This is a genomic window from Methylobacillus glycogenes JCM 2850 (assembly GCF_000617925.1).
Taxonomy (GTDB): domain Bacteria; phylum Pseudomonadota; class Gammaproteobacteria; order Burkholderiales; family Methylophilaceae; genus Methylobacillus; species Methylobacillus glycogenes.
The window spans coordinates 24,628-44,725 of sequence record NZ_BAMT01000016.1; the positions used below are offsets into that span (position 1 = coordinate 24,628).

General features: G+C 50.2%; 18 protein-coding genes, 1 tRNA gene and 3 pseudogenes. 2 read left to right on the plus strand and 20 right to left on the minus strand.

Annotated elements, in window-relative coordinates; all coding sequences use genetic code 11:
• Window positions 1-10 precede the first annotated feature (10 nt).
• Both JCM2850_RS14980 and JCM2850_RS14985 read left to right on the plus strand, forming a co-directional pair.
• Window positions 11-1,282, plus strand: coding sequence for an ABC transporter substrate-binding protein (locus JCM2850_RS14980; RefSeq protein WP_025872928.1), 1,272 nt, complete (start codon window positions 11-13; stop codon window positions 1,280-1,282).
• A gap of 59 nt (window positions 1,283-1,341) precedes the next feature.
• On the plus strand, window positions 1,342-2,652 hold the full coding sequence (locus JCM2850_RS14985; RefSeq protein WP_036266420.1) for a di-heme oxidoreductase family protein: 1,311 nt from the start codon (window positions 1,342-1,344) through the stop codon (window positions 2,650-2,652).
• Between the two features lie 173 nt (window positions 2,653-2,825).
• Here the strand turns inward: JCM2850_RS14985 and JCM2850_RS14990 are convergent, their stop codons facing one another.
• The 20 genes and pseudogenes from JCM2850_RS14990 to galE all read right to left on the minus strand — a co-directional run bounded on the left by JCM2850_RS14990 (window position 2,826) and on the right by galE (window position 19,838).
• On the minus strand, window positions 2,826-3,200 hold the full coding sequence (locus JCM2850_RS14990; RefSeq protein ID WP_025872932.1) for a DUF779 domain-containing protein: 375 nt from the start codon (window positions 3,198-3,200) through the stop codon (window positions 2,826-2,828).
• A gap of 57 nt (window positions 3,201-3,257) precedes the next feature.
• Complete coding sequence (locus JCM2850_RS14995) at window positions 3,258-4,628, minus strand: hypothetical protein (protein ID WP_025872934.1); 1,371 nt, start codon at window positions 4,626-4,628, stop codon at window positions 3,258-3,260.
• Between the two features lie 4 nt (window positions 4,629-4,632).
• On the minus strand, window positions 4,633-5,232 hold the full coding sequence (locus tag JCM2850_RS15000) for a glycosyl hydrolase family 18 protein (RefSeq protein ID WP_025872935.1): 600 nt from the start codon (window positions 5,230-5,232) through the stop codon (window positions 4,633-4,635).
• Window positions 5,233-5,358: 126 nt separating this feature from the next.
• Window positions 5,359-5,706, minus strand: coding sequence for a hypothetical protein (locus JCM2850_RS15005; RefSeq protein ID WP_025872937.1), 348 nt, complete (start codon window positions 5,704-5,706; stop codon window positions 5,359-5,361).
• A 59-nt stretch (window positions 5,707-5,765) separates the two neighbouring features.
• The gene (locus tag JCM2850_RS15010) at window positions 5,766-6,056 is read right to left on the minus strand and encodes a hypothetical protein (protein ID WP_148301305.1); all 291 of its coding nucleotides are present in this window, start codon (window positions 6,054-6,056) and stop codon (window positions 5,766-5,768) included.
• A gap of 323 nt (window positions 6,057-6,379) precedes the next feature.
• The gene (locus JCM2850_RS15015) at window positions 6,380-6,604 is read right to left on the minus strand and encodes a hypothetical protein (protein ID WP_148301306.1); all 225 of its coding nucleotides are present in this window, start codon (window positions 6,602-6,604) and stop codon (window positions 6,380-6,382) included.
• Window positions 6,605-6,822: 218 nt separating this feature from the next.
• Window positions 6,823-8,342: pseudogene (gene exaC, locus JCM2850_RS19825) on the minus strand (acetaldehyde dehydrogenase ExaC).
• Between the two features lie 438 nt (window positions 8,343-8,780).
• Window positions 8,781-8,857: transfer RNA gene (locus tag JCM2850_RS15025), tRNA-Pro, on the minus strand.
• Window positions 8,858-9,030: 173 nt separating this feature from the next.
• A complete protein-coding gene (locus JCM2850_RS15030) occupies window positions 9,031-9,459 on the minus strand; it encodes a MerR family transcriptional regulator (protein ID WP_025872943.1) in 429 nt (142 codons plus the stop codon).
• Window positions 9,440-9,742 (minus strand): integration host factor subunit alpha, encoded by a 303-nt coding sequence (locus tag JCM2850_RS15035; RefSeq protein WP_025872945.1) that lies wholly within the window; start codon window positions 9,740-9,742, stop codon window positions 9,440-9,442. Before JCM2850_RS15035 ends, JCM2850_RS15030 begins: the two co-directional genes overlap by 20 nt.
• 45 nt (window positions 9,743-9,787) lie before the next feature.
• Window positions 9,788-12,141, minus strand: a pseudogene (pheT, locus tag JCM2850_RS19830) (phenylalanine--tRNA ligase subunit beta).
• Between the two features lie 43 nt (window positions 12,142-12,184).
• A complete protein-coding gene (gene pheS, locus JCM2850_RS15045; protein ID WP_025872948.1) occupies window positions 12,185-13,168 on the minus strand; it encodes a phenylalanine--tRNA ligase subunit alpha in 984 nt (327 codons plus the stop codon).
• Window positions 13,169-13,298: 130 nt separating this feature from the next.
• Window positions 13,299-13,661: a 50S ribosomal protein L20 gene (rplT, locus tag JCM2850_RS15050; RefSeq protein WP_011480221.1), complete on the minus strand. Its 363-nt coding sequence runs from the start codon at window positions 13,659-13,661 to the stop codon at window positions 13,299-13,301.
• An 11-nt stretch (window positions 13,662-13,672) separates the two neighbouring features.
• Window positions 13,673-13,870, minus strand: a complete 198-nt coding sequence (gene rpmI / locus JCM2850_RS15055; RefSeq protein WP_025872951.1) for a 50S ribosomal protein L35 — start codon at window positions 13,868-13,870, stop codon at window positions 13,673-13,675.
• A gap of 102 nt (window positions 13,871-13,972) precedes the next feature.
• Window positions 13,973-14,518, minus strand: a complete 546-nt coding sequence (infC, locus tag JCM2850_RS15060; RefSeq protein ID WP_081775105.1) for a translation initiation factor IF-3 — start codon at window positions 14,516-14,518, stop codon at window positions 13,973-13,975.
• 50 nt (window positions 14,519-14,568) lie between these two features.
• Complete coding sequence (gene thrS, locus JCM2850_RS15065) at window positions 14,569-16,476, minus strand: threonine--tRNA ligase (protein WP_025872956.1); 1,908 nt, start codon at window positions 16,474-16,476, stop codon at window positions 14,569-14,571.
• Window positions 16,477-16,549: 73 nt separating this feature from the next.
• Window positions 16,550-17,631: pseudogene (locus tag JCM2850_RS19835) on the minus strand (TIGR03790 family protein).
• A 68-nt stretch (window positions 17,632-17,699) separates the two neighbouring features.
• Window positions 17,700-18,167: a PEP-CTERM sorting domain-containing protein gene (locus JCM2850_RS15075; RefSeq protein ID WP_025872958.1), complete on the minus strand. Its 468-nt coding sequence runs from the start codon at window positions 18,165-18,167 to the stop codon at window positions 17,700-17,702.
• Window positions 18,168-18,177: 10 nt separating this feature from the next.
• Window positions 18,178-18,654, minus strand: a complete 477-nt coding sequence (locus JCM2850_RS15080; RefSeq protein ID WP_148301307.1) for a hypothetical protein — start codon at window positions 18,652-18,654, stop codon at window positions 18,178-18,180.
• Between the two features lie 182 nt (window positions 18,655-18,836).
• A complete protein-coding gene (galE, locus tag JCM2850_RS15085) occupies window positions 18,837-19,838 on the minus strand; it encodes a UDP-glucose 4-epimerase GalE (protein ID WP_025872962.1) in 1,002 nt (333 codons plus the stop codon).
• Between the last annotated feature and the right edge of the window lie 260 nt (window positions 19,839-20,098).

A 20,098-nucleotide genomic window follows, 5' to 3' on the forward strand; every position in this document is an offset into this window, starting at 1 on the left:
AGGAAACACCATGCCCAGCGCACTTACTATCAAGGCAGCATTGCGCTGGCTCACCTCATTTTTACTGGCTGGGCTGCTACTAGGCAGCCAAGCCCTATACGCGGAAAGCAGCAAGGTTGTGGTCATGACCAGTTATCCGCAAGAAGTTGTCTCCACCTTCGAGGCGGCTTTTGAACAGCAATACCCGCAATACAAACTGGAAGTGCTCTGGCGTCAATCGCGGGATGCCATGGCCTATTTCAAACAGCCGCCACAGCCAGTAGATGTGTATTGGACTCCAGCACAACGCAACTTTGCGCAGCTTGAGCACATGCAGGCCCTGGCGCCGCTAGACCTTGACCTCACAGGTTTGCCTGAGCAGCTGCACGGCTACCCCTTGCGCAGCAGCCATTACATCGCCAGCGAAATAGCAGGTTATGGCATGGCCATCAACCCCAAGGCTATACAAGCGCAAGGGCTGCCATCACCTAGCACTTGGCAGGATCTGACCGCAGCTGGCTACCACGGCAAGATAGGTTTGCCTATACCCTCCAAGGTGGGCTATGCGCCGCCTTTGATTGATATTCTGTTGCAAGGTTATGGTTGGCAGGCTGGCTGGAATTTGCTGCAAGCTTTGGCCGCCAATGCCGAGTTGGTCACCAGTGGCGCTACTTTTATCAGCGATGATGTCGCGAATGGTCGGCTGCTGGCAGGACTGACCATTGATTTCTTTACCGCCTCGGCCATCGCCAATGGTGCCCCGCTGCAGTTTGTTTACCCGGAGATTACGGCTTACTCCCCTGCCCATATTGCCATCATGCGCCAGGCGGCTAACGTTGAAGGTGCACGGGCGTTCAGAGACTTTGTGTTATCTGAAGCTGGCCAGCGCTTGCTGTTTCATCCTGATGTGCGCAAATTGCCGGTACGGCCTTCCGCCTATGCCTACAAGCCAGCCGATTATTACAACCCTTACGCCAGCAACATAGGCTTTATCTACGACAGTAAAAAAGGCCTGGCACGACAAGAACTCACCAATGCTTTGTTCGATGCCATCATCAGCCTCAATATCGCCCAGCTACAATATAGCTATGAGCAATTGACTGCCGCCACGCAGAAGCTGGGGGCTGATGCGCCACAAGTGCTGAAAGCCAGGGCATTGCTGCAAACCTTGCCTATTCCTGAGCCTATTGATACCGAGTCGAGTACCGAAATCACCAGCCCGGACAAGGCACAAATCCAGGCCTGGCAACTGCAAATGCAGCAACGCTATGCAGAAGCTGCGCGCATTCTGGCACAGCCTTGAAGCAAGCCAGCAAAAGCGTATGGCGCGCGCTTGTTTTTCTGATATTGCTGCCCAGCCCGATGCTTACCACACTGGCCCTGAGCCAGGAAAGCCAGGTATATACCGCGCTAGAAAGCCGGGAAGCCTATAGCCAACCCATCAGCCCATTAAGCGAGGATGAGCTGCGCGACTTTATGCAGGGCCGCACACTGGTGCGACAAAGCTGGATTATCGGCCCAGCACTAGATAGCGAGATTCAGGGCCTGGGCCCGCTTTACAACCGTAACTCCTGCATAGCCTGCCACGCCAAGAATGGCCGTGGCTTTGCTCCAACTAACGAGCATGAGTCCATGCGCGCCATGTTGGTGCGGCTTAGCATCCCGGGCAAAACCCTGAGCGGTGCGCCTCTGCCCCACCCTTTTTATGGCGATCAATTGCAAGAGTATGGTGCGCCTAGCGTAGTGGCCGAGGGTAGAGCCAGCCTGAGCTATAGCGAGCATACGGTAAGCCTAGCTAACGGCCAGAATGTCAGCTTGCGCAAACCCCAGCTGCGTTTCACTGAGCTGGCTTATGGCCCATTACCCAAGAATATTCAAACCTCGCTCAGAATTGCGCCTGCCATTTATGGCATGGGCCTGCTACAAGCGATAGAGGAAAAAACTATCCTGACGCTGGCAGCCCAAACCAAGCCCGGCAAAATCAAAGGCCGCCCCAACTGGGTGTGGGATGAAGAAGCTAAGAAAATAAGCCTGGGACGCTTTGGCTGGAAAGCCAATGTCCCTAGCTTGCGTCAGCAGACCGCGAGCGCACTCTCGGGCGATATGGGCCTAAGCTCCAGCGTGTTTCCCCATGGTAATTGCGCACCAAAGCAGCGTGATTGCCAGCAGGCAGCTCAGACAGTTGCCCCAGAGATCAACGCCAGCCAGTTACAGCAAATGACAATGTATCAATTGGCACTCGCCGTACCCAAACAACGCCAAGCGGGTGATGCCATGGTTATGCGCGGCAAGCAGGTGTTTGAACGCGCCATGTGTGCGGCCTGCCACCAACCAGTATTACAGACCGGGGACTTTCCTGGCTTGAGCGCGCTGAGTCATCAGCAGATTGCGCCTTATACCGATTTACTACTGCACGATATGGGGCCGGAATTGGCCGATGGCCGCCCGGATTTCCAGGCCAGTGGTCGTGAATGGCGCACGCCGCCTTTGTGGGGCATAGGCTTGGCGCAAAAGGTGGATGAGCAGGTGGGCTTTTTGCACGATGGCCGTGCACGAAGCTTGCTGGAAGCCATACTCTGGCACGGCGGTGAGGCAGAAGCCTCTAAAGAGCAAGTGCGGACTATGCCAGATGAGGATAGGCAGGCTTTGTTGCGGTTTCTGGAATCGCTTTGAGTGGCAAAATGCATAGTGGCAAATTGCCAGCCTGCAGATGCAAGTCATCGCATGCGACAACATCTAACAAGAAGTAAAGCTACTGCTTAATTACTTGGCATTCTAAGTAATGGCAAACCATATAATGTAGTGCAGCCACCGCTTCGCAAACGCTTCCTGCATCCCAGCAGCTTTTAGCCACAAGCTTGCACCGGTTCCAGGTCTTGCGCTTCGTCATCGGTAAACAAGCGGGAGCGGATTAAAAAATGTTTGCCTGTGGCTTGCTCCAAGGAAAACATGCCGCCGTGTCCGGGGATAGCATCCAAGGTCAGATGCGTGTGTTCCCAATATTCAAACTGGGTCTTGTTCATATAGTAGGGCACGCCATGCACCACGCCAACCTTGACGTCTGAAGTGCCAAGCAAGAACTCTCCATCCTTCAGGCACATCGGGGCACTACCCTCACAACAGCCACCGGATTGGTGAAACATCAAATCACCATGGCGGGCCCTCAACTCATCAATCAAGGCAGATGCTGAGGGACTTGCAACAATACGGCTCACACTCATATTTCCTCCAAGGGGCTAAGCCATTGCCCCTTAGACCACGAGGTGACAATGGATACTCTATGGTTTTTTGTCCAGCGATTGCCAGACACTGGAGACTCCTGGCTGATCACCTTGTGAATACCATTGATTTGTCCAGCGCTGACCATTGTATGTGACAACATAGTTGCGCTTGGATTCTCCACGTGCAGAAGCATCATAAATCACATTTGTGTTCCAAGCCTCACCATCAAGAATGGTCACTGGTTGCCATACCGGATTTTGCCCTGGGGTGTCGCCTTTAGTTGAGAAGCGGTTATACCATTCTCGCGTACTGCCCGTCGCAGGCCAGGTCACAATCATATTGGGGCTGGAGTAAATGCGTTCTGCTTGCCATTCATTGCCATTCACATGCGTGGTATTGGCGACATAAGGCTTCCATGCATCATTCACACCGGGGGTATCGCCCTGTGTCCACCAGCTTTGTACCCATACCCTACCCTGATAGGTAACCCGGTAATTGCGCTCAGGCTCACCTCGGCTTTTATAGTCGTAAATAACAAACTGGCTCCAAGGCTCTTCATCCAACAATGTCTCAGGTTGCCACACGCCGCTCGCGCCTGGCTCTTGCCCAGTGGTTGGCCAGAGGTTATACCAGGTACGTCCATTGTGTTTGGCTTTCATTCTGGGGGCAGTGTATTGCGAAGTAGCTGACCAATTTGCGCCGTTGATATCTGCATAACTGGTGACTTCCAACCATGCAGATGAAACGCCAGGCTCATCTCCTTGCGTCCGATACTGATTTTTATAAAGCTTGGCTTTGTACAAAACGGTATAAGTACGCGTGTTGTCGTAAATAATATATCTGTTCCATGCAGCCTCATCTGCAATGACCAATGGCTGCCAGACCAGACTTTCCCCAGGCACATCTTTCTGAGTCCAGTAGCTATTGGTCCAGTCCTGCCCCATATACCTCACTACCGCCCCGCGGGTGTCATAGATGGTTTGCGGGTTCCATTCGGCGGATGATTTTGCTTCGGTGGTTAACGGCATCAATGTGGTACCAGCCGTCTTGAGGTCGGATAATAGCTGCCAAGCCTGCTGGTTATAAGGCGGCGGGTTGCCTCCAGTGACTTCAATCAGGCTTCTATATTTAAGACCGTTGAATGTCACCACCGTGCCTATGATGTTGTAGTTGCGCGCTTGTTGCCATTGCACATCGGTTTCGCTGACCGCTGCCCCCAAGGCAGCAGAAGTGCCTGAATCTTTTTTGTTCAACAACTCCCAGGCATTGGACGAAGGAGGCATGGTGCCATCAAACAACACGGGGCGCAGATTGACCCAATCTCTTTCAAGATATTTGACGATCATGCCTATCATTGGATAGGCATCTCCAGCGCGCCAGTTTCTGACACTGATGAAACCTGACAGCCGCTGCTCCTCAAATAACACCCATTTATCCCCGGTTGTAGCTCCAGCCGCCAACCGACCAGATCACTTTCAAGTTTGGATTGCGTCTTTTCCAATCCATCATGCCGGCAAAATGTGAGTATTTATCTGCTGGGCCATCAAAGGCTTTATCAAGCAGCCCCCAGGTGTCATCGACAAAACTCACTTCACCATCTTGCAGTTTATCTAGACCGGGTAAGAAGTAAGCGCCATTTTCTGCAGCATGCAGGCCCGAACAAGCCGTTCGTAAACCCGCGCCACCTTCATTAGCACCCGGGTTTTCACCGCAAATACCAGCGAATGCCACATAAATGGTATTTAACCGCTCAACTGGTACTTGGTGAGGGCGATAATCACGCCCTGGATAACCACCCCAAGTGGCATAATAAGAGCCAATCTCCAAACCTTCTGGTATGACGTAATGGCGGTCTTTATAAAAAGTCTTGCGCGGATACTTACCGCTTCCTGCAATCCCATCATCTACAGCACGGTCCGAAACATTAATTAATTGTTTATAACCCTCGTTAGCAGTTGCAGCTACAGCTACACCTGCATTAATCACTGACAACACCGCGAGGGCCACCACACTCAGCTTTGGATTATTCATGTAAATCTCCCTTTAACCATTAAAATTTACTCATACAGCAATTACACCAACATAAAAAATTGCCGCATTAAAAGATAAAATCATCATTATTTATAAATAATAAATTTATCCCCTTATGTGCAATTTTTACTCAGAAATTTGCAGACGACTTTTATCTGAGAAAAGAATCAATTCTGGCACCCAAATTCCTTTTAAATCTTTATCTGAAATCTTTGCTAACCTTCTGTTTACCAACCCGTTCAAATTCGTGTCTAAAGAAAAACTTCCTTTCCATAATGATGCTGATCCACTTCGAATCACTTGATGGCTATTAATTTTCAATGTTGCTGCTTCCATACCATCATTGGTCATCATTAGCATTTTTCCCCGGACTTGATGAACATCTTTTCCCGAATTGTTTTCCATCCAAATAATCAAAGATAAAATTTCGTTTCCATCTTCATCAATACGGGTTTTCTTATTGATATATCTCACTGAAACTGCCGATTTTATTGCTTGAATATTTTGATAGAAATTGTTTTTTATTTTTTCACTTACATTGATATCTTTCTGTTCTTTTCTTTCAATTTTATCAAGATATTTTTTTGAAAACTGACCGCATCCTCTATTGATTTTGCAAAGGGATAATCAGCATCTCGAATAAAATAATCGTCCACTTCATCAATAGCTGAATGACGGTATAAGTACTTCTCCAAATACGCTGCTTGCTCCTCAGTGACGCCACTCTTAGATTTTGAATCGGCCAGCAAGCCCACCAAATCCTCTGATTTGCTTTTTCCAAGGGCATGAGCACACCCTGTCAGCGATCCAGCAAACAGACTCAAATACAGTATTTTTACTATTAACCTAATTGTCATATTTGCGACGAATTTTCTTATCAATAAAAACATCAATAAAATCAACAACAAATATCAAAGCCACAATAACCAAAGCTAGACGGAAATATTTAATTGTCAATTTGTTGGATATTAAAGACGCGTATCAAAAAAAACAATACCAATTTGTCTTTTATTTTACTAATAATTTGGGACTTGGGACTTGGGACTTGGGACTTGGGACTTGGGACTTGGGACTTACTTGGTGTTACAGCACCCGCATTGGCGTTGCTACTACCCCGGCATGATGCGGGGTAGTAAAGCTTGAGGCATTAAGGTCTGTCGAAATAAAAAATGTTCACATTGATTTTCTTGGTGTTCTGGTTGTTATCTCTGACGCTTTTAACCACTTGAATCAATCGCCAACCCATTCCATACATTGCACCTATTGACCGCTCAGGAACATTCAAGGGATTGCCATTGCGATCCTGCACCGCACAGTTGAGCTCAACTCCTTCTTCCTGAACTCCCACACAAGAAGCAAACTCGGCTGCCATCACTAGCTCTCCTTGGCTTAATCCAAGCAAAGCGACCATCAACAACAAAAATTTCCTTTTCAGCATAATATTCACCCTGCACATTAAACACTCAACATACTGATCCGTACTGGATCAGCTCCTCCCCTGAGCAGCAACAGTGGCCACGTTAACCCATAAAAATAAAGGTCTGGATTTGTGAACAAATCCAGACCTATTTTCACTTCATATTATTAGTGTTAGAAGAAACCCAGTGCATCAGGCTATAGCTCACCAAAAGGTTTTTCGTCTGCTGATAGTGATCAAGCATCATCTTGTGGTTTTCACGCCCAATACCTGATTGCTTATAACCACCAAAGGCTGCATGGGCAGGATAGAGATGGTAGCAATTTGTCCAAACACGACCAGCCTGCACGCCACGACCTACACGGAATGCACGGCTACCATCGCGAGTCCAAACACCAGCACCTAGGCCGTACATGGTGTCATTGGCAATTTCCAGCGCTTCAGCTTCGTCCTTGAAGGTGGTCACGGCCAATACCGGACCAAAGATTTCTTCCTGGAAAATGCGCATTTTGTTATGGCCCTTGAACACGGTAGGCTCAATATAGTAGCCATCGCTCAGGTCACCACTCAGCTTATTGGCCTTGCCGCCAGTCAGTAGTTGGGCGCCTTCTTCCTGACCCAGCTTGATGTAGGACATAATGATTTCCACCTGCTCGCTGGACGCCTGCGCACCAATCATGGTGCCGCTGTCCAGCGGGCTACCTTGCTTGATCGCCTTGACGCGCTTGATAGCACGCTCAATAAAGCGCTCATAAATGGATTCCTGGATCAAGGCACGGCTTGGGCAGGTGCAAACCTCGCCTTGATTCAGCGCGAACAAGGCAAAGCCTTCCAGGCACTTATCAAAGTAGGCATCGTCCTTATCCATCACATCTTCAAAGAAGATATTAGGCGATTTGCCACCCAGCTCAAGCGTCACCGGGATTAGGCTTTGGCTGGCATATTGCATGATCAAGCGGCCAACAGAAGTAGAGCCTGTGAAGGCAATCTTGGCAATGCGTGGGCTGGTCGCCAAGGCTTTACCCGCCTCAACACCATGACCGTTGACCACATTCAGCACGCCATCAGGCAACAGATGGCCAATGATTTCCATCACCACCAAAATAGAAGCAGGCGTTTGTTCTGCGGGCTTCATGACAATACAGTTGCCCGCTGCCAATGCGGGTGCCAACTTCCAGGCAGCCATTAGAATAGGGAAATTCCAGGGAATGATTTGACCGACTACACCTAAGGGCTCATGGAAATGGTACGCGATGGTATTGTGATCAATTTCACTAATACCGCCTTCTTGTGCGCGGATACAGCCCGCAAAATAGCGGAAATGATCGATGGCCAGAGGAATGTCTGCCGCCATGGTCTCGCGTATGGGCTTGCCGTTATCTATGGTTTCAGCAGTGGCAATGGCTTCCAGATTGGCTTCCATCGCGTCAGCAATTTTGAGCAGGATATTGGAGCGCTCAGTGCCAGATGTCTTGCCCCAGGCAGTCTTGGCCGCATGCGCCGCATCCAGCGCCAGATTGATATCTTTTTCATTGGACCTAGGTACTTGGCAGAACACCTTACCGGTCACGGGGCTGATGTTATCAAAGTATTCCCCATCCACCGGAGCTACCCATTTACCACCAATAAAGTTCTCATATTTATTTTTGTACGGAACCTTAATACCCAAACCCTTCAATATCTCAATACTCATAACTACACTCCTCCAAGCGTTATTAATGACTGTGCTGAACTGGCAGCTGTTTGCAACATAGAGCCTCACTGAACTCTATATTTTTATAAATATACTCCCTAGTCTAGTGTTTGTCCTTGGGAATAGCTCTGCGTTTCGCAAATTTGACGGAAGAAGGTTTAATGTTCGAGTTTTAGAAGTGCCTGGGCTAGCCCCCTCAAACATGCCTATGCCGGACATGTGAAGGCTAAGGCAAGCTTGGAGATAGCTTAAATTTGGCAACAGACTAGTGACAAAAGCTCACACTAATGAACTTATGACTGATGAGTATATAAAGTTGAGATTGTGGCTGAATCAGAGATGATTCTGCGCATGCCACTGAAAGACCGAGTATTAGAACATGCTCTAGTACTTTTGAGACTGGGACGAGGGGGAATGCTCGTCACTATTTGATGTTATTGGTCGGGACGGTGTGATTCGAACACACGACCCCTTGCACCCCATGCAAGTACGCTACCAGGCTGCGCTACGCCCCGAACCGGGCTGCTTTGCAGTACAAAGCAGCAAGAACGAGATTATAACCAATATCACCAGAATGTCACAGAGGAAAGATGATTTTGTTTGCTGAGCCTACGCTGGATCAAACAGCCAGAGCTAGGGAGTAAATTCAAGGACAAGACCAAGATATCAAATCTTGTCCAAGAAAAATCTATGGCGTTAGCAAATCCAGCACCGCACGCAGTTCTAGGCGCAGGCCTTTGAAGTCAAAGCCCGGTTGCGTGGTGGATGAGGTCTCATAGAACTCGTCAGGATGAACGGTTGAGTGATCTGTAGCCTGAGCCACTGGATCATGCACGAGATCCAAGCCGGCATTGCCATCAAGACGATTGCGGGCACCACTGATGGTAAAACCTTGCTCATAGAGCAGTTCACGGATACGACGGATCAACAGCACTTCATGGTGCTGATAGTAGCGACGGTTACCCCTGCGCTTGACGGGTTTCAACTGGGTAAATTCTTGTTCCCAGTAACGCAAGACATGAGGTTTCACCCCGCAAAGGTCGCTAACTTCACCGATGGTGAAATAGCGCTTGGCGGGGATGGGTGGGAGCTGAACCTTAGGCGCTTGCTCCGGCATAAGCCTCCTCTACCTTGCTTTTGAGCTTTTGGCTGGCATGGAAAGTTACAACGCGACGTGCAGTAATGGGGATTTCTTCTCCGGTCTTGGGGTTGCGGCCAGGACGTTCAGACTTCTGACGCAACTCGAAATTACCAAACCCCGATAGCTTGACACTGTCACCAGACTCCAAGGCGGTGCGTATCTCTTCAAAAAATGCTTCAACCATATCTTTGGCTTCGCGCTTGTTCAGACCTACTTGTTCAAACAATAAATCTGCCAAATCTGCTTTTGTTAATGTCATGCCCAACCTTTCCCTACTACTTTTTTAATTTCTTAGCGCTTTATTTTAATTTCTTAATTCTGCACCATGTCGCTGGTGCAATAATTCCAGCAATTCGGCCACGACGGCATCGGCTTCTGCATCCGTCAAAGTTTTTTGAGTATCTTGCATAAGCACAAGAAATGCAAGGCTTTTCTTGCCTTCAGGCACGCCTTTGCCGCGGTAAACATCGAATAAGGCAAGGTGGTTCAGCAGCTTATTTCCACTGCTCCACATAGTGTCCAATAATGCCTGTATTGGGGTGTTTTCATCGACCACCACGGCAATATCTCTACGCACCGGAGGGAACTTAGCCACCTGGGTGTAGGAGGCGACCTTGCGTTGCAGCAGCGGCTCTACATCCAGTTCAAACAGTATGGTGCTACGCGGCAATTGATAATGCTGCAGCCACTTGGGATGCAGCTTGCCTATCCAGCCTACGGGCTGACCATCCAGCAACACTTGTGCAGTCTGGCCGGGATGCAGCGCCGGGTGCTGCGCAGCCACATATTGCGCACGCCCAGAAGTCAGGCTATCCACTTCGGCTTTGACGTCAAAGAAATCTACGTCACGCGCTTCTGCCGCCCACTGCTCTGGTGCAGCTGGGCCATAAGCCAGACCCGAAATACGTGCCACTTCACGGTAGCCATTTTCAGCGGAAAAATAGGCTGAGCCTACTTCGAACAAGCGCAACCTGTCTTGCTTGCGGTTGAGGTTGTAGCTCAGGGTTTCCATCAAGCCTGCCCACAAGCCAGTGCGCATCACACTCAAATTGCTGGCAATCGGGTTTTGCAGTTTTATCGGCTGGGGGTTATTGAGGAAATCACGCTCCCAGTGTTCATCAACAAAGCTATAGCTAACGATTTCTTGGTAACCATGTGCTGTCAGTTTGTCACGCAGTAAGTCACGGCTCAGGCTGGCTTCAGGCGCAGGCAGCATGTTAATGCTGTCCTGAGGTGGCAAAGCCGGGATGTTGTCGTAGCCATGCAGGCGTGCGACTTCTTCTATGAGGTCTTCTTCGATATCGATATCAAAGCGATAGCTTGGAGGCGTAACCTCGAAGCCGTCCGCCAGCGCTACAAAGCTGAAGTTTAAGCGTTGCAGCAGTGCGCTGACGGTATCTGCATTGAGTATGATCCCCAGCACAGAATTAAGCTTGGCCAAGCGCAGCTTGACTGGCTTACGTACTGGCAAGGCATTCAGCACCTCTACAACAGGCCCGACTTGTCCGCCGCAGATTTCCAGCACCAACTGGGTGGCACGCTCAAGCGCTTGCAAGGTATTGGCAAAATCCACACCACGCTCAAAGCGGTAAGAGGAATCACTAGAGAAATTCAGGCGTCGTGCCTTGCCGACAATGGCAGCAGGCGCGAAGTAAGCACTTTCCAGGAAGATATTGCGAGTGTAATCACTGACAGCACTGCTTTCTCCACCCATGATGCCAGCCAGGGCCAGTGGGCCACTGTCATCAGCGATCACCAGCATGTCATCTGCCAGCTTGACGGTTTGCTCGTTGAGCAAAAGCAGCTCTTCCCCGGCACGGGCATAACGCACTTGTATATTGCCTTGTAGTTTATCTGCATCAAAGGCGTGCAGAGGCTGGCCAAGCTCCAGCAGCACGTAGTTGGTGATATCCACCACGGCGCTGATACTACGTATGCCGCTACGCTCTAGCCTGCGTACCATCCATTCCGGCGTTTGCGCCTGGGCATTCACATCCAGAATCAAGCGGCCGCTATAGCGTGGGCAAGCTTCAGGCTCTCTCACCTGAACCGCGCGCTGCTGGGTATGTGCGGCCGTATGCACAGCAATTTCTGGCTGTGCCAAGGGCGCTCCGGTCAGGGCCGCCACGTCTCGGGCTATGCCCAAGATGCTCAGGCAGTCCGTACGGTTAGGCGTCAGTTTGAGTGTCAGCAACTGATCATCAAGCTCAAACAGTGCGCGTATATCCTGGCCCAGCTCAGCGCTTTCGGACAGTTCCAGTATGCCCTCGCCCTCTTGGGATATGCCCAGCTCTTTCGCAGAGCACATCATGCCGAAGGATTCTACGCCACGTACTTTGGCTTGTTTGATCTTGAAGTCAGGCAGCTCTGCGCCCACCAGGGCACATGGGGCTTTCAAACCAGCACGGGCATTTGGTGCACCACAGACAATCTGCAGCAGCTCGCCTTGGCCGACATCCACTTTGCAAATCTGCAAGCGATCAGCATCAGGGTGTTTTTCAGCACTGACGATCTGCGCCACCACTACTTTGGTAAAAGCGGGTGCAACCGGGGTAAGCTCTTCAACTTCCAGCCCAGCCATGGTGAGCAGATGGCTCACGGCTTGGCTATCCATGGCAGGATTTACAAATTGGCGCAGCAATGTTCAGAGAATTGCATATTGTCGTTCTATCCTGGTAGGTCGTTCTATCCTGGGGGTGCGCTAGGCAAACTGTTTGAGAAAACGCAGGTCGTTCTCGAAAAACAGTCGCAGGTCGTTAACACCGTAGCGCAACATGGTCAGACGCTCCACGCCCAGACCAAAGGCAAAGCCGCGATATTTTTCGCTATCTATGCCCACATGGCCAAACACTTCGGGATGCACCATGCCGCAACCACCTATCTCCAGCCAGCCATCGCCCCAGCTCATATCCATCTCGGCGGAAGGCTCGGTAAACGGGAAGAAGGAGGGACGGAATCTCACCTGCAGGTCATCACGCTCAAAGAAGCGCTGCAGGAAATCCTGCACTACGCCCTTAAGATTGGCAAAGCTGATGTTCTCATCCACCCACAAACCTTCTACCTGGTGGAACATAGGCGAATGCGTGGCATCAGAATCCACTCGGTAAACTCTGCCAGGCGCAATAATTTTCAGCGGTGGCTGCTTATTTTGCATGTAGTGCACTTGCACTGGTGAAGTATGGGTACGCAGCACATGTTGTGCATCGACATAGAAGGTGTCGTGCATGGCGCGTGCCGGGTGATCCTCGGGGATATTGAGGGCGGTGAAGTTATAGAAGTCAGATTCAATTTCTGGGCCTTCCGCCACTTCAAAACTTATGGAACGGAACAGCTCTTCCACACGCCTGAGCGTCAGCGTCACAGGGTGTAAGCCACCACTACCATTTGCCCGCGCAGGCAGGGTCACATCCAAGGCTTCGCTGGCCAATTGCAAAGCCTGCTCGGCCTCCAAAATAGCGTCACGCTTCTGCTTGAGCGCGGCTTCCACCTGTTGCTTGACAACGTTGATGGCAGCGCCTGCCGCTGGGCGCTCTTCAGCGCTGAGCTTACCCAGCCCCTTCATAGCCTCGGTGAGGCTACCACTCTTGCCTAAATAACGCGCCTTGGCTTGCTCCAGCTCGGCGATAGAGTTACAGGCCGAGAAGTCGCTTTGGGCATCGCTGATAATGTGATCGAGATTTTGCATGTTATCTGTCTTGCTCTCATGGATGCTTGCATTAATTGCCTTGTGCTAGTTCTTGTACAGCGTATGGCAACTAGTGAAAAAACCCGGAAAAAAAAGGAGGCACTAGGCCTCCTTTTCTTATTGCTGTTGCTTAGGCAGCGGCGAGACCGGATTTAGCAAGTTCTGCAAACTTGGCAAAAGCCTGTTTGTCGAACACTGCCAGATCAGCCAGCACCTTGCGGTCAACTTCAACCGCAGACTTCTTCAGACCGTTGATGAAACGGCTGTAGGTCAAACCATACTCACGTGCACCCGCATTGATACGTGCAATCCACAGAGCGCGGAATTGACGCTTTCTTTGACGACGGTCACGGTAAGCATATTGACCAGCCTTCATCACCGCCTGTTTGGCGATGCGATAGACGTTCTTACGACGACCACGGTAACCCTTGGCAGCGTTCAGAACCTTCTTGTGACGCGCACGGGCGATAACACCACGTTTTACTCTTGGCATTTATATCTCCTTTACTGGGTAGGCATCATGGCGCGTACGCGCTTGACGTCAGTTGGGGAAATAATAGCCGTGCCGCGCAGGTTACGCTTCTGCTTGGTGGTCTTCTTGGTCAGGATATGACGCAGGTGAGAGTGAGTACGCTTCACCTTGCCATTTCCCAAGAACTTGAAGCGCTTTTTAGCGCTGCTCTTGGTCTTCATCTTTGGCATTTTTTGCTCCTAAAGGATATTGAATTTAAAGAGCGATCGGGCATGCCTTTAAGCCGCGTCGCTACCTCATTACTTCTACTCACAAACCACCAGCCTATTGGCTTATGGCTTTGCTTTCTTTTGTGGTGATAACACCATCACCATCTGGCGGCCTTCCATCTTGGGAAACTGCTCTACCACCGCATGTTCAGCCAGATCAGCCTCGACGCGCTTCAACAGCGCCAATCCAAGCTCCTGGTGTGTGATTTCGCGACCACGGAAGCGCAAGGTAATTTTGGCCTTATCCCCTTCACTCAAGAAGCGGATCAGGTTGCGCAGCTTGACCTGGTAATCGCCATCATCAGTGCCAGGACGGAATTTGACTTCCTTAACCTGGACCTGCTTCTGCTTGAGCCTAGCTTCATGCTGGCGCTTGCTTTCGGCATACTTGAACTTACCATAGTCCATCAAGCGGCAAACCGGAGGACTCGCCTGCGGCGCGATCTCGACCAAGTCGATATCAGCTTCTTCCGCCTTGGCAAAAGCCTCGTTCAGAGTGACGATACCTAAAGGCTCGCCCTCCACCCCAACCAAACGAATCTGCGGCGCAGTAATGTCACCGTTGATTCGTACTTCCTTGTCTTGTGCTATCGCAAAATCCCCTGTTATCTAGATTATAAAAGGCCAAAAAAATGAGACCGCGCTACTCGCTGGAGAGCTTAAATCTTGTTCTCAATATCGTTTTTCAGGCGCTCAATGAAAGCGCTAACTGACATGGAACCAAGATCTTCGCCCTTACGAGTACGCACGGCCACTTGACCAGTTTGCATTTCGCGCTCACCTGCTACTAGCAGGTAAGGCAGCTTCTGCAAGCTATGCTCGCGGATTTTATAGGTTATTTTCTCATTTCTCAAGTCTGAATCGACCCTGAGACCATTTTTCTTCAATTCAGCCACCACAGTATTCACATACTCAGCCTGACCATCGCTAATATTCAGCACCACAGCTTGCACCGGGGCTAGCCAAGCGGGCATGGCGCCTGCAAAGTTTTCAATGAGAATGCCAATGAAGCGTTCCATGGAGCCCACAATGGCGCGGTGCAACATCACGGGGTGCTTGCGGGTGTTGTCTTCATCCACATATTCCGCACCCAAGCGTTCCGGCAGGTTGGGGTCTAGCTGAATGGTGCCGCATTGCCAGAGACGACCCAGACTGTCCTTCAGAGTGAACTCAATCTTGGGACCGTAGAACGCGCCTTCACCAGGCTGGATTTCATACTCAAGATTGTTCTGATGCAAAGCTGCAGCCAGGGACTCTTCTGCCCTATCCCAGGCTTCATCGGAACCTACGCGCTTTTCTGGGCGGGTAGACAGCTTAACCAGCACATCATTAAAACCAAAGTCCTTATACGCGCGGTAAAGCATAACGATGAAGTCAGCCACCTCGTCCTTGACTTGAGCCTCGGTACAGAAGATATGCGCGTCATCCTGCGTAAAGCCACGCACGCGCATCAAACCGTGCAGCGCACCGGAAGGCTCATTGCGGTGGCAAGAGCCAAACTCGGCTAGGCGCAAAGGCAGATCGCGGTAGCTGTGCAAACTGTTGTTATAAATCTGCACATGGCCAGGACAGTTCATGGGCTTGACTGCATAATCGCGGTTTTCGGACGCGGTTGTGAACATATTGTCCCGGTAGTTCTGCCAATGACCGGACTTTTCCCAAAGACTGCGATCCATGATGGTCGGTGTGCGCACCTCTTGATAGCCGTACTCGCGGAACATATTGCGCATGTACTGCTCAATTTCTTGCCAGATGCTCCAGCCACGTGGGTGCCAGAACACCATGCCTGGCGCTTCATCCTGCATATGGAAGAAGTCCAGCTGCCGCCCCAGCTTGCGGTGATCACGCTTTTCCGCCTCTTCCAGCATGTGCAGATAAGCTTCGAGCTCATCTTTTTTGGCCCAGGCGGTGCCATAGATGCGTTGCAGCATTTCGTTATTGGAATCACCACGCCAGTAAGCACCCGCCACCTTCATCAGCTTAAAAGCCTTTAGCTTGCCAGTCGAGGGCACGTGAGTGCCACGACAGAGGTCGGTAAAATCATCCTGGGTATACAGCGAAATTTCTTGATCTGCCGGAATGGAAGCGATGATCTCGGCTTTGTATTCCTCACCTATGGATTTGAAATACTCCACAGCAGCATCGCGCGCCATGACGCTACGCACGACAGGAATATCGCGTTTAGCCAGCTCCAGCATGCGTGCCTCGATCTTTTGCAGGTCTTCGGGCGTAAACGGACGCTTATAGGAAAAATCGTAGAAGAAACCGTTTTCGATCACAGGCCCTATAGTCACCTGAGCATCGGGGAATAACTGCTTGACGGCCTGAGCCAGCAAATGCGCAGTGGAGTGACGGATAATTTCCAAGCCATCACTATCCTTGTCAGTGATGATCGCCAGATCGACGTCGGTGGTGATTTCATAAGAAGTATCCACCGCCTTGCCATTGACCTTGCCACCCAAGGCTGCACGGGCAAGACCTGCGCCAATATTCATGGCGACATCAGCAACAGTGACAGGCCCCTCGAACTTGCGTTCAGAACCATCTGGCAAACGTATGACTGGCATATATCCCTATCCAATAAACAACAAAAGCCGCATAACGGCTTTTATGAAAAACTGTGCTAAACCAAGGCCTGGATTATCGCATACAGGCCAACTTTCTCACAACAAGCTCACAAGCAGCACTAACGTCGATAAGGTGAAGCCAAAGGCTCGCCGATAAACACGCCTTGTACTGGCCAGGCGACGCTTTTCCAGTAGCTTCTATCGCACTAGCGCCCATCAGGTAATATTTGAGCAATACCGCTGAATTTGGGAATTTCTGCCAGTAATTGCATGGTTCGCTGACTGTGCCATAGCTGGCAGTGGCACCAGCAGAAAGCCAGCGCAAACTGCTCATCTGCTGGGTTCCGAGCAAATCCCCTCCAGTAGAAGTAAGATGGTCTGCCAAGCACCCGGTAGAAACTTTAGGGTATCAAGATCTGGCACACTCACCAATCCCGTTTGGTAAATCATGATGTCCTGCACATCGCGAATGCTGTTGGCCTTTAGGTTCTTGATTTCGAGGTAGCGTTGCGCCACTTTCCCGGATGGTGGGAAGAATGGAGAACGGCTACTGCGATTCACATCCTTGGTGGTCAAGTAATAAGCAGTGGCAGCAGGCGCACTGTAATCACTAGCCACCCCCCTATCTATCAACTCCTTGGCAAGCTCAAAGGACTGGACAGGCAACAACATGGACAATCGATAGCCCATATCAGTAAAAGGTAATCGCGATTCGGAATTGAAATAGCGACTGGCATGCTTTGATGGCGCACAGGTGCGCGCGCACTGTTCAGGATCGTAGCCCATGGTGATTGCTGCGGTAATTGAATTACATTCCACAGCGTAGGGTGCGGTCCACATCAGTACCACAACCTGATGCTGAGGCAATAGTTGAGCATCCATCTCCTGCTTCAACTGGCTGAAAGCCTGCGCACTGATTTTCTTTGGGCTAGCGGGAATATTCACCTTGATCAGATTGATATCAGGGATGTTTCTTACCTTGAGATAATACTCGCCGGCCTTGACGCTATCGGGATTATCCTCATTGACTACCACGGCCACATTGGCGGGCTGCAATTGGTAGCCCCCCTTGCTCTGCAGCCGCAATGAAATCGGCTCTTCTGCATATCCGCTCGGAGAGAACAGCAAGACACTCAATAGCAAAAAATATCTCACGACAGCCTTAAATGAGTTGAGAGTATGTTGGGGATAAAACAAAAAGGGAGCCTAAGCTCCCACGAATCTTACAATGACTTTAAGTCAAGGTCATCTACGCTGACGCCGACGCGCGCCACAAAGCCAAGCAACCCCAAGCCTGCCATCAACATCGCCATAGCCTCTGGCTCTGGCACACTGCTGATTACCAGATTGATCGGGCCTATTCCGCCTTGCGCAAATACTAGGGCGGTATAAATACCCGTGTTCGCCACTGAGAAACTCAGCACGCCCTCATCAATGGTGCCCAACAGGTTAAGCGTGCCGTACTGCGTAGCACCCTTGCCCACAGTCACGCCCAGCCATGAAAAGCTGCTATCAATGTCTTCCAGCGTCAGGGTGTAATCCCCAGCCAGCAACGCCACATTGTACTTATAAATACCCGGAATTGTCGTGGCTGCATCCACCTCAAATACCGGAGCAGCCTGAACTGCCAGGCTACCCGACAAGGTAATTGCCACCATGAACCATTTGGCCAAACTTAAAAGTTTTTTCATGATCTGATCCTTAGATATTCTCAGAAATAGAAGGGGATTTACGACGTGAGGTGTACGCCACGAGCAAACCAATACCGACAACCAGCAAGGCCCAAGTGTCAGCTTCTGGCACGGCAGATACCGTAAAACCGAAAGAACCTACACCAATGCCATTGTTGGCATTACCAAATACGGTGAAGAGATACGTTCCCGAGGTCAGTTCTGGCAACAGGAAGGTGCCGGAACCATAAAAAGTGCTGATGAGTGTGGCACCCTTGGACACCTCAATCCCAAAACTACCGGCAACAAAACCTACCGGGAACTGGTAATCAAGCAAGGACAACTCATATACACCCGCATTAAGGCTGTGAGAAAAGACAGCATCACTAGGCAAGCCGTCGTCAGCGTAAAGATAGCCGACCTCATCAAACCCCGTGGCCGCATTGGCCGCCGTCATACTTACCAGCATCAACACACCCACAAACCACATCATTACAAGGCGTTTCATTATTGCATCTCCCAAAAAGGTTAAGGCATAGTGGGATTAGCAATAAGTGGGCCAATGATTATATTTAAAAAATATTATTCATTATCAACACCTTAAAACAACAAAGCCCAACACATAGGCTGGGCTGCTCGCACTATTAACTATCAATTCCTAACTTTAAGCACCATTGCAGAACATACTAGCTAATGTATCAGGACCTGCTGCCAGCGCCAGCTATCCTGGCACATTTGCACTATGCTACGCTCAGCCCGCCACCCCAGCACCTCCTCAGCATAAGCAGGGTCGGCGTAATAAGAATCGACATCCCCCGGACGCCTATCCACCAATCGATATGGGACCTTGTGCCCAGTGGCAAGCTCAAAAGCCTTGAGCATCTGCAAAACACTATAGCCTTGCCCCGTGCCAAGATTACAAGTCAAAATCCCCTTACTCTGGCCAATAAACTCCAGCGCACGCAGATGTCCAATCACCAGATCGACAACATGAATGTAATCCCGCACCCCAGTACCATCGACCGTAGCGTAATCACTGCCAAACACTGAAAGGTATTCGCGTTGCCCTGCAGCCACTTGAGCAATATAGGGCATGAGATTATTAGGGACACCATTGGCATGCTCACCTATTAAGCCACTGGGATGCGCACCTACGGGATTGAAGTAACGCAAGATAGCAATACGCCATTCAGGGTCGGAGTGAGATAGATCGCGCAATATCCCCTCGACCATAGCCTTGCTAGCACCGTAGGGATTGGTAGTAGATATTGGGGAGGACTCGGGCACGGGCACAACAGCTGGGTTGCCATAAACAGTTGCGGATGAACTAAAGACGAATTGACGAACGTTGAACTTATCCATCACTCGCAACAAAGTCAAACTGCCTGCTACATTATTTTCATAGTACCGCAAGGGTTGCGACACCGATTCACCTACCGCCTTCAACCCGGCAAAATGCATCACCGCATCAAAGGAATATTGCTCGAATAATGCAGTTAATAAAGATTCGTCTCGCACATCTCCATGGGTAAATACCACCTCCTGCCCCACAATCCGTCCGATATTTTGCAGGGTTTCGCCATGGCTATTACTAAGATTATCCAGCACAACAACGTCATATCCTGCCAGCATTAGTTCCACAACTGCATGGGAACCAATATATCCAGCACCACCGGTCACAAGAATTAACACAAAACACCTTTGAGATTTTATACCTATCTACATTCTAGACTTAATTGAGGAGAGGGCCTAGAAATCACAATAGGATTACTCCCGGGAGTATCAGCGGTTGAGGTGTTACCTGTCGTGGTGTTACCTGTCGTGGTGTTACCTGTCGTGGTGTTACCTGTCGTGGTGTTACCTGTCGTAGTGTTACCTGTCGTAGTGTTACCTGTCGTAGTGTTACCTGTCGTAGTGTTACCTGTCGTAGTGTTACCTGTCGTAGTGTTACC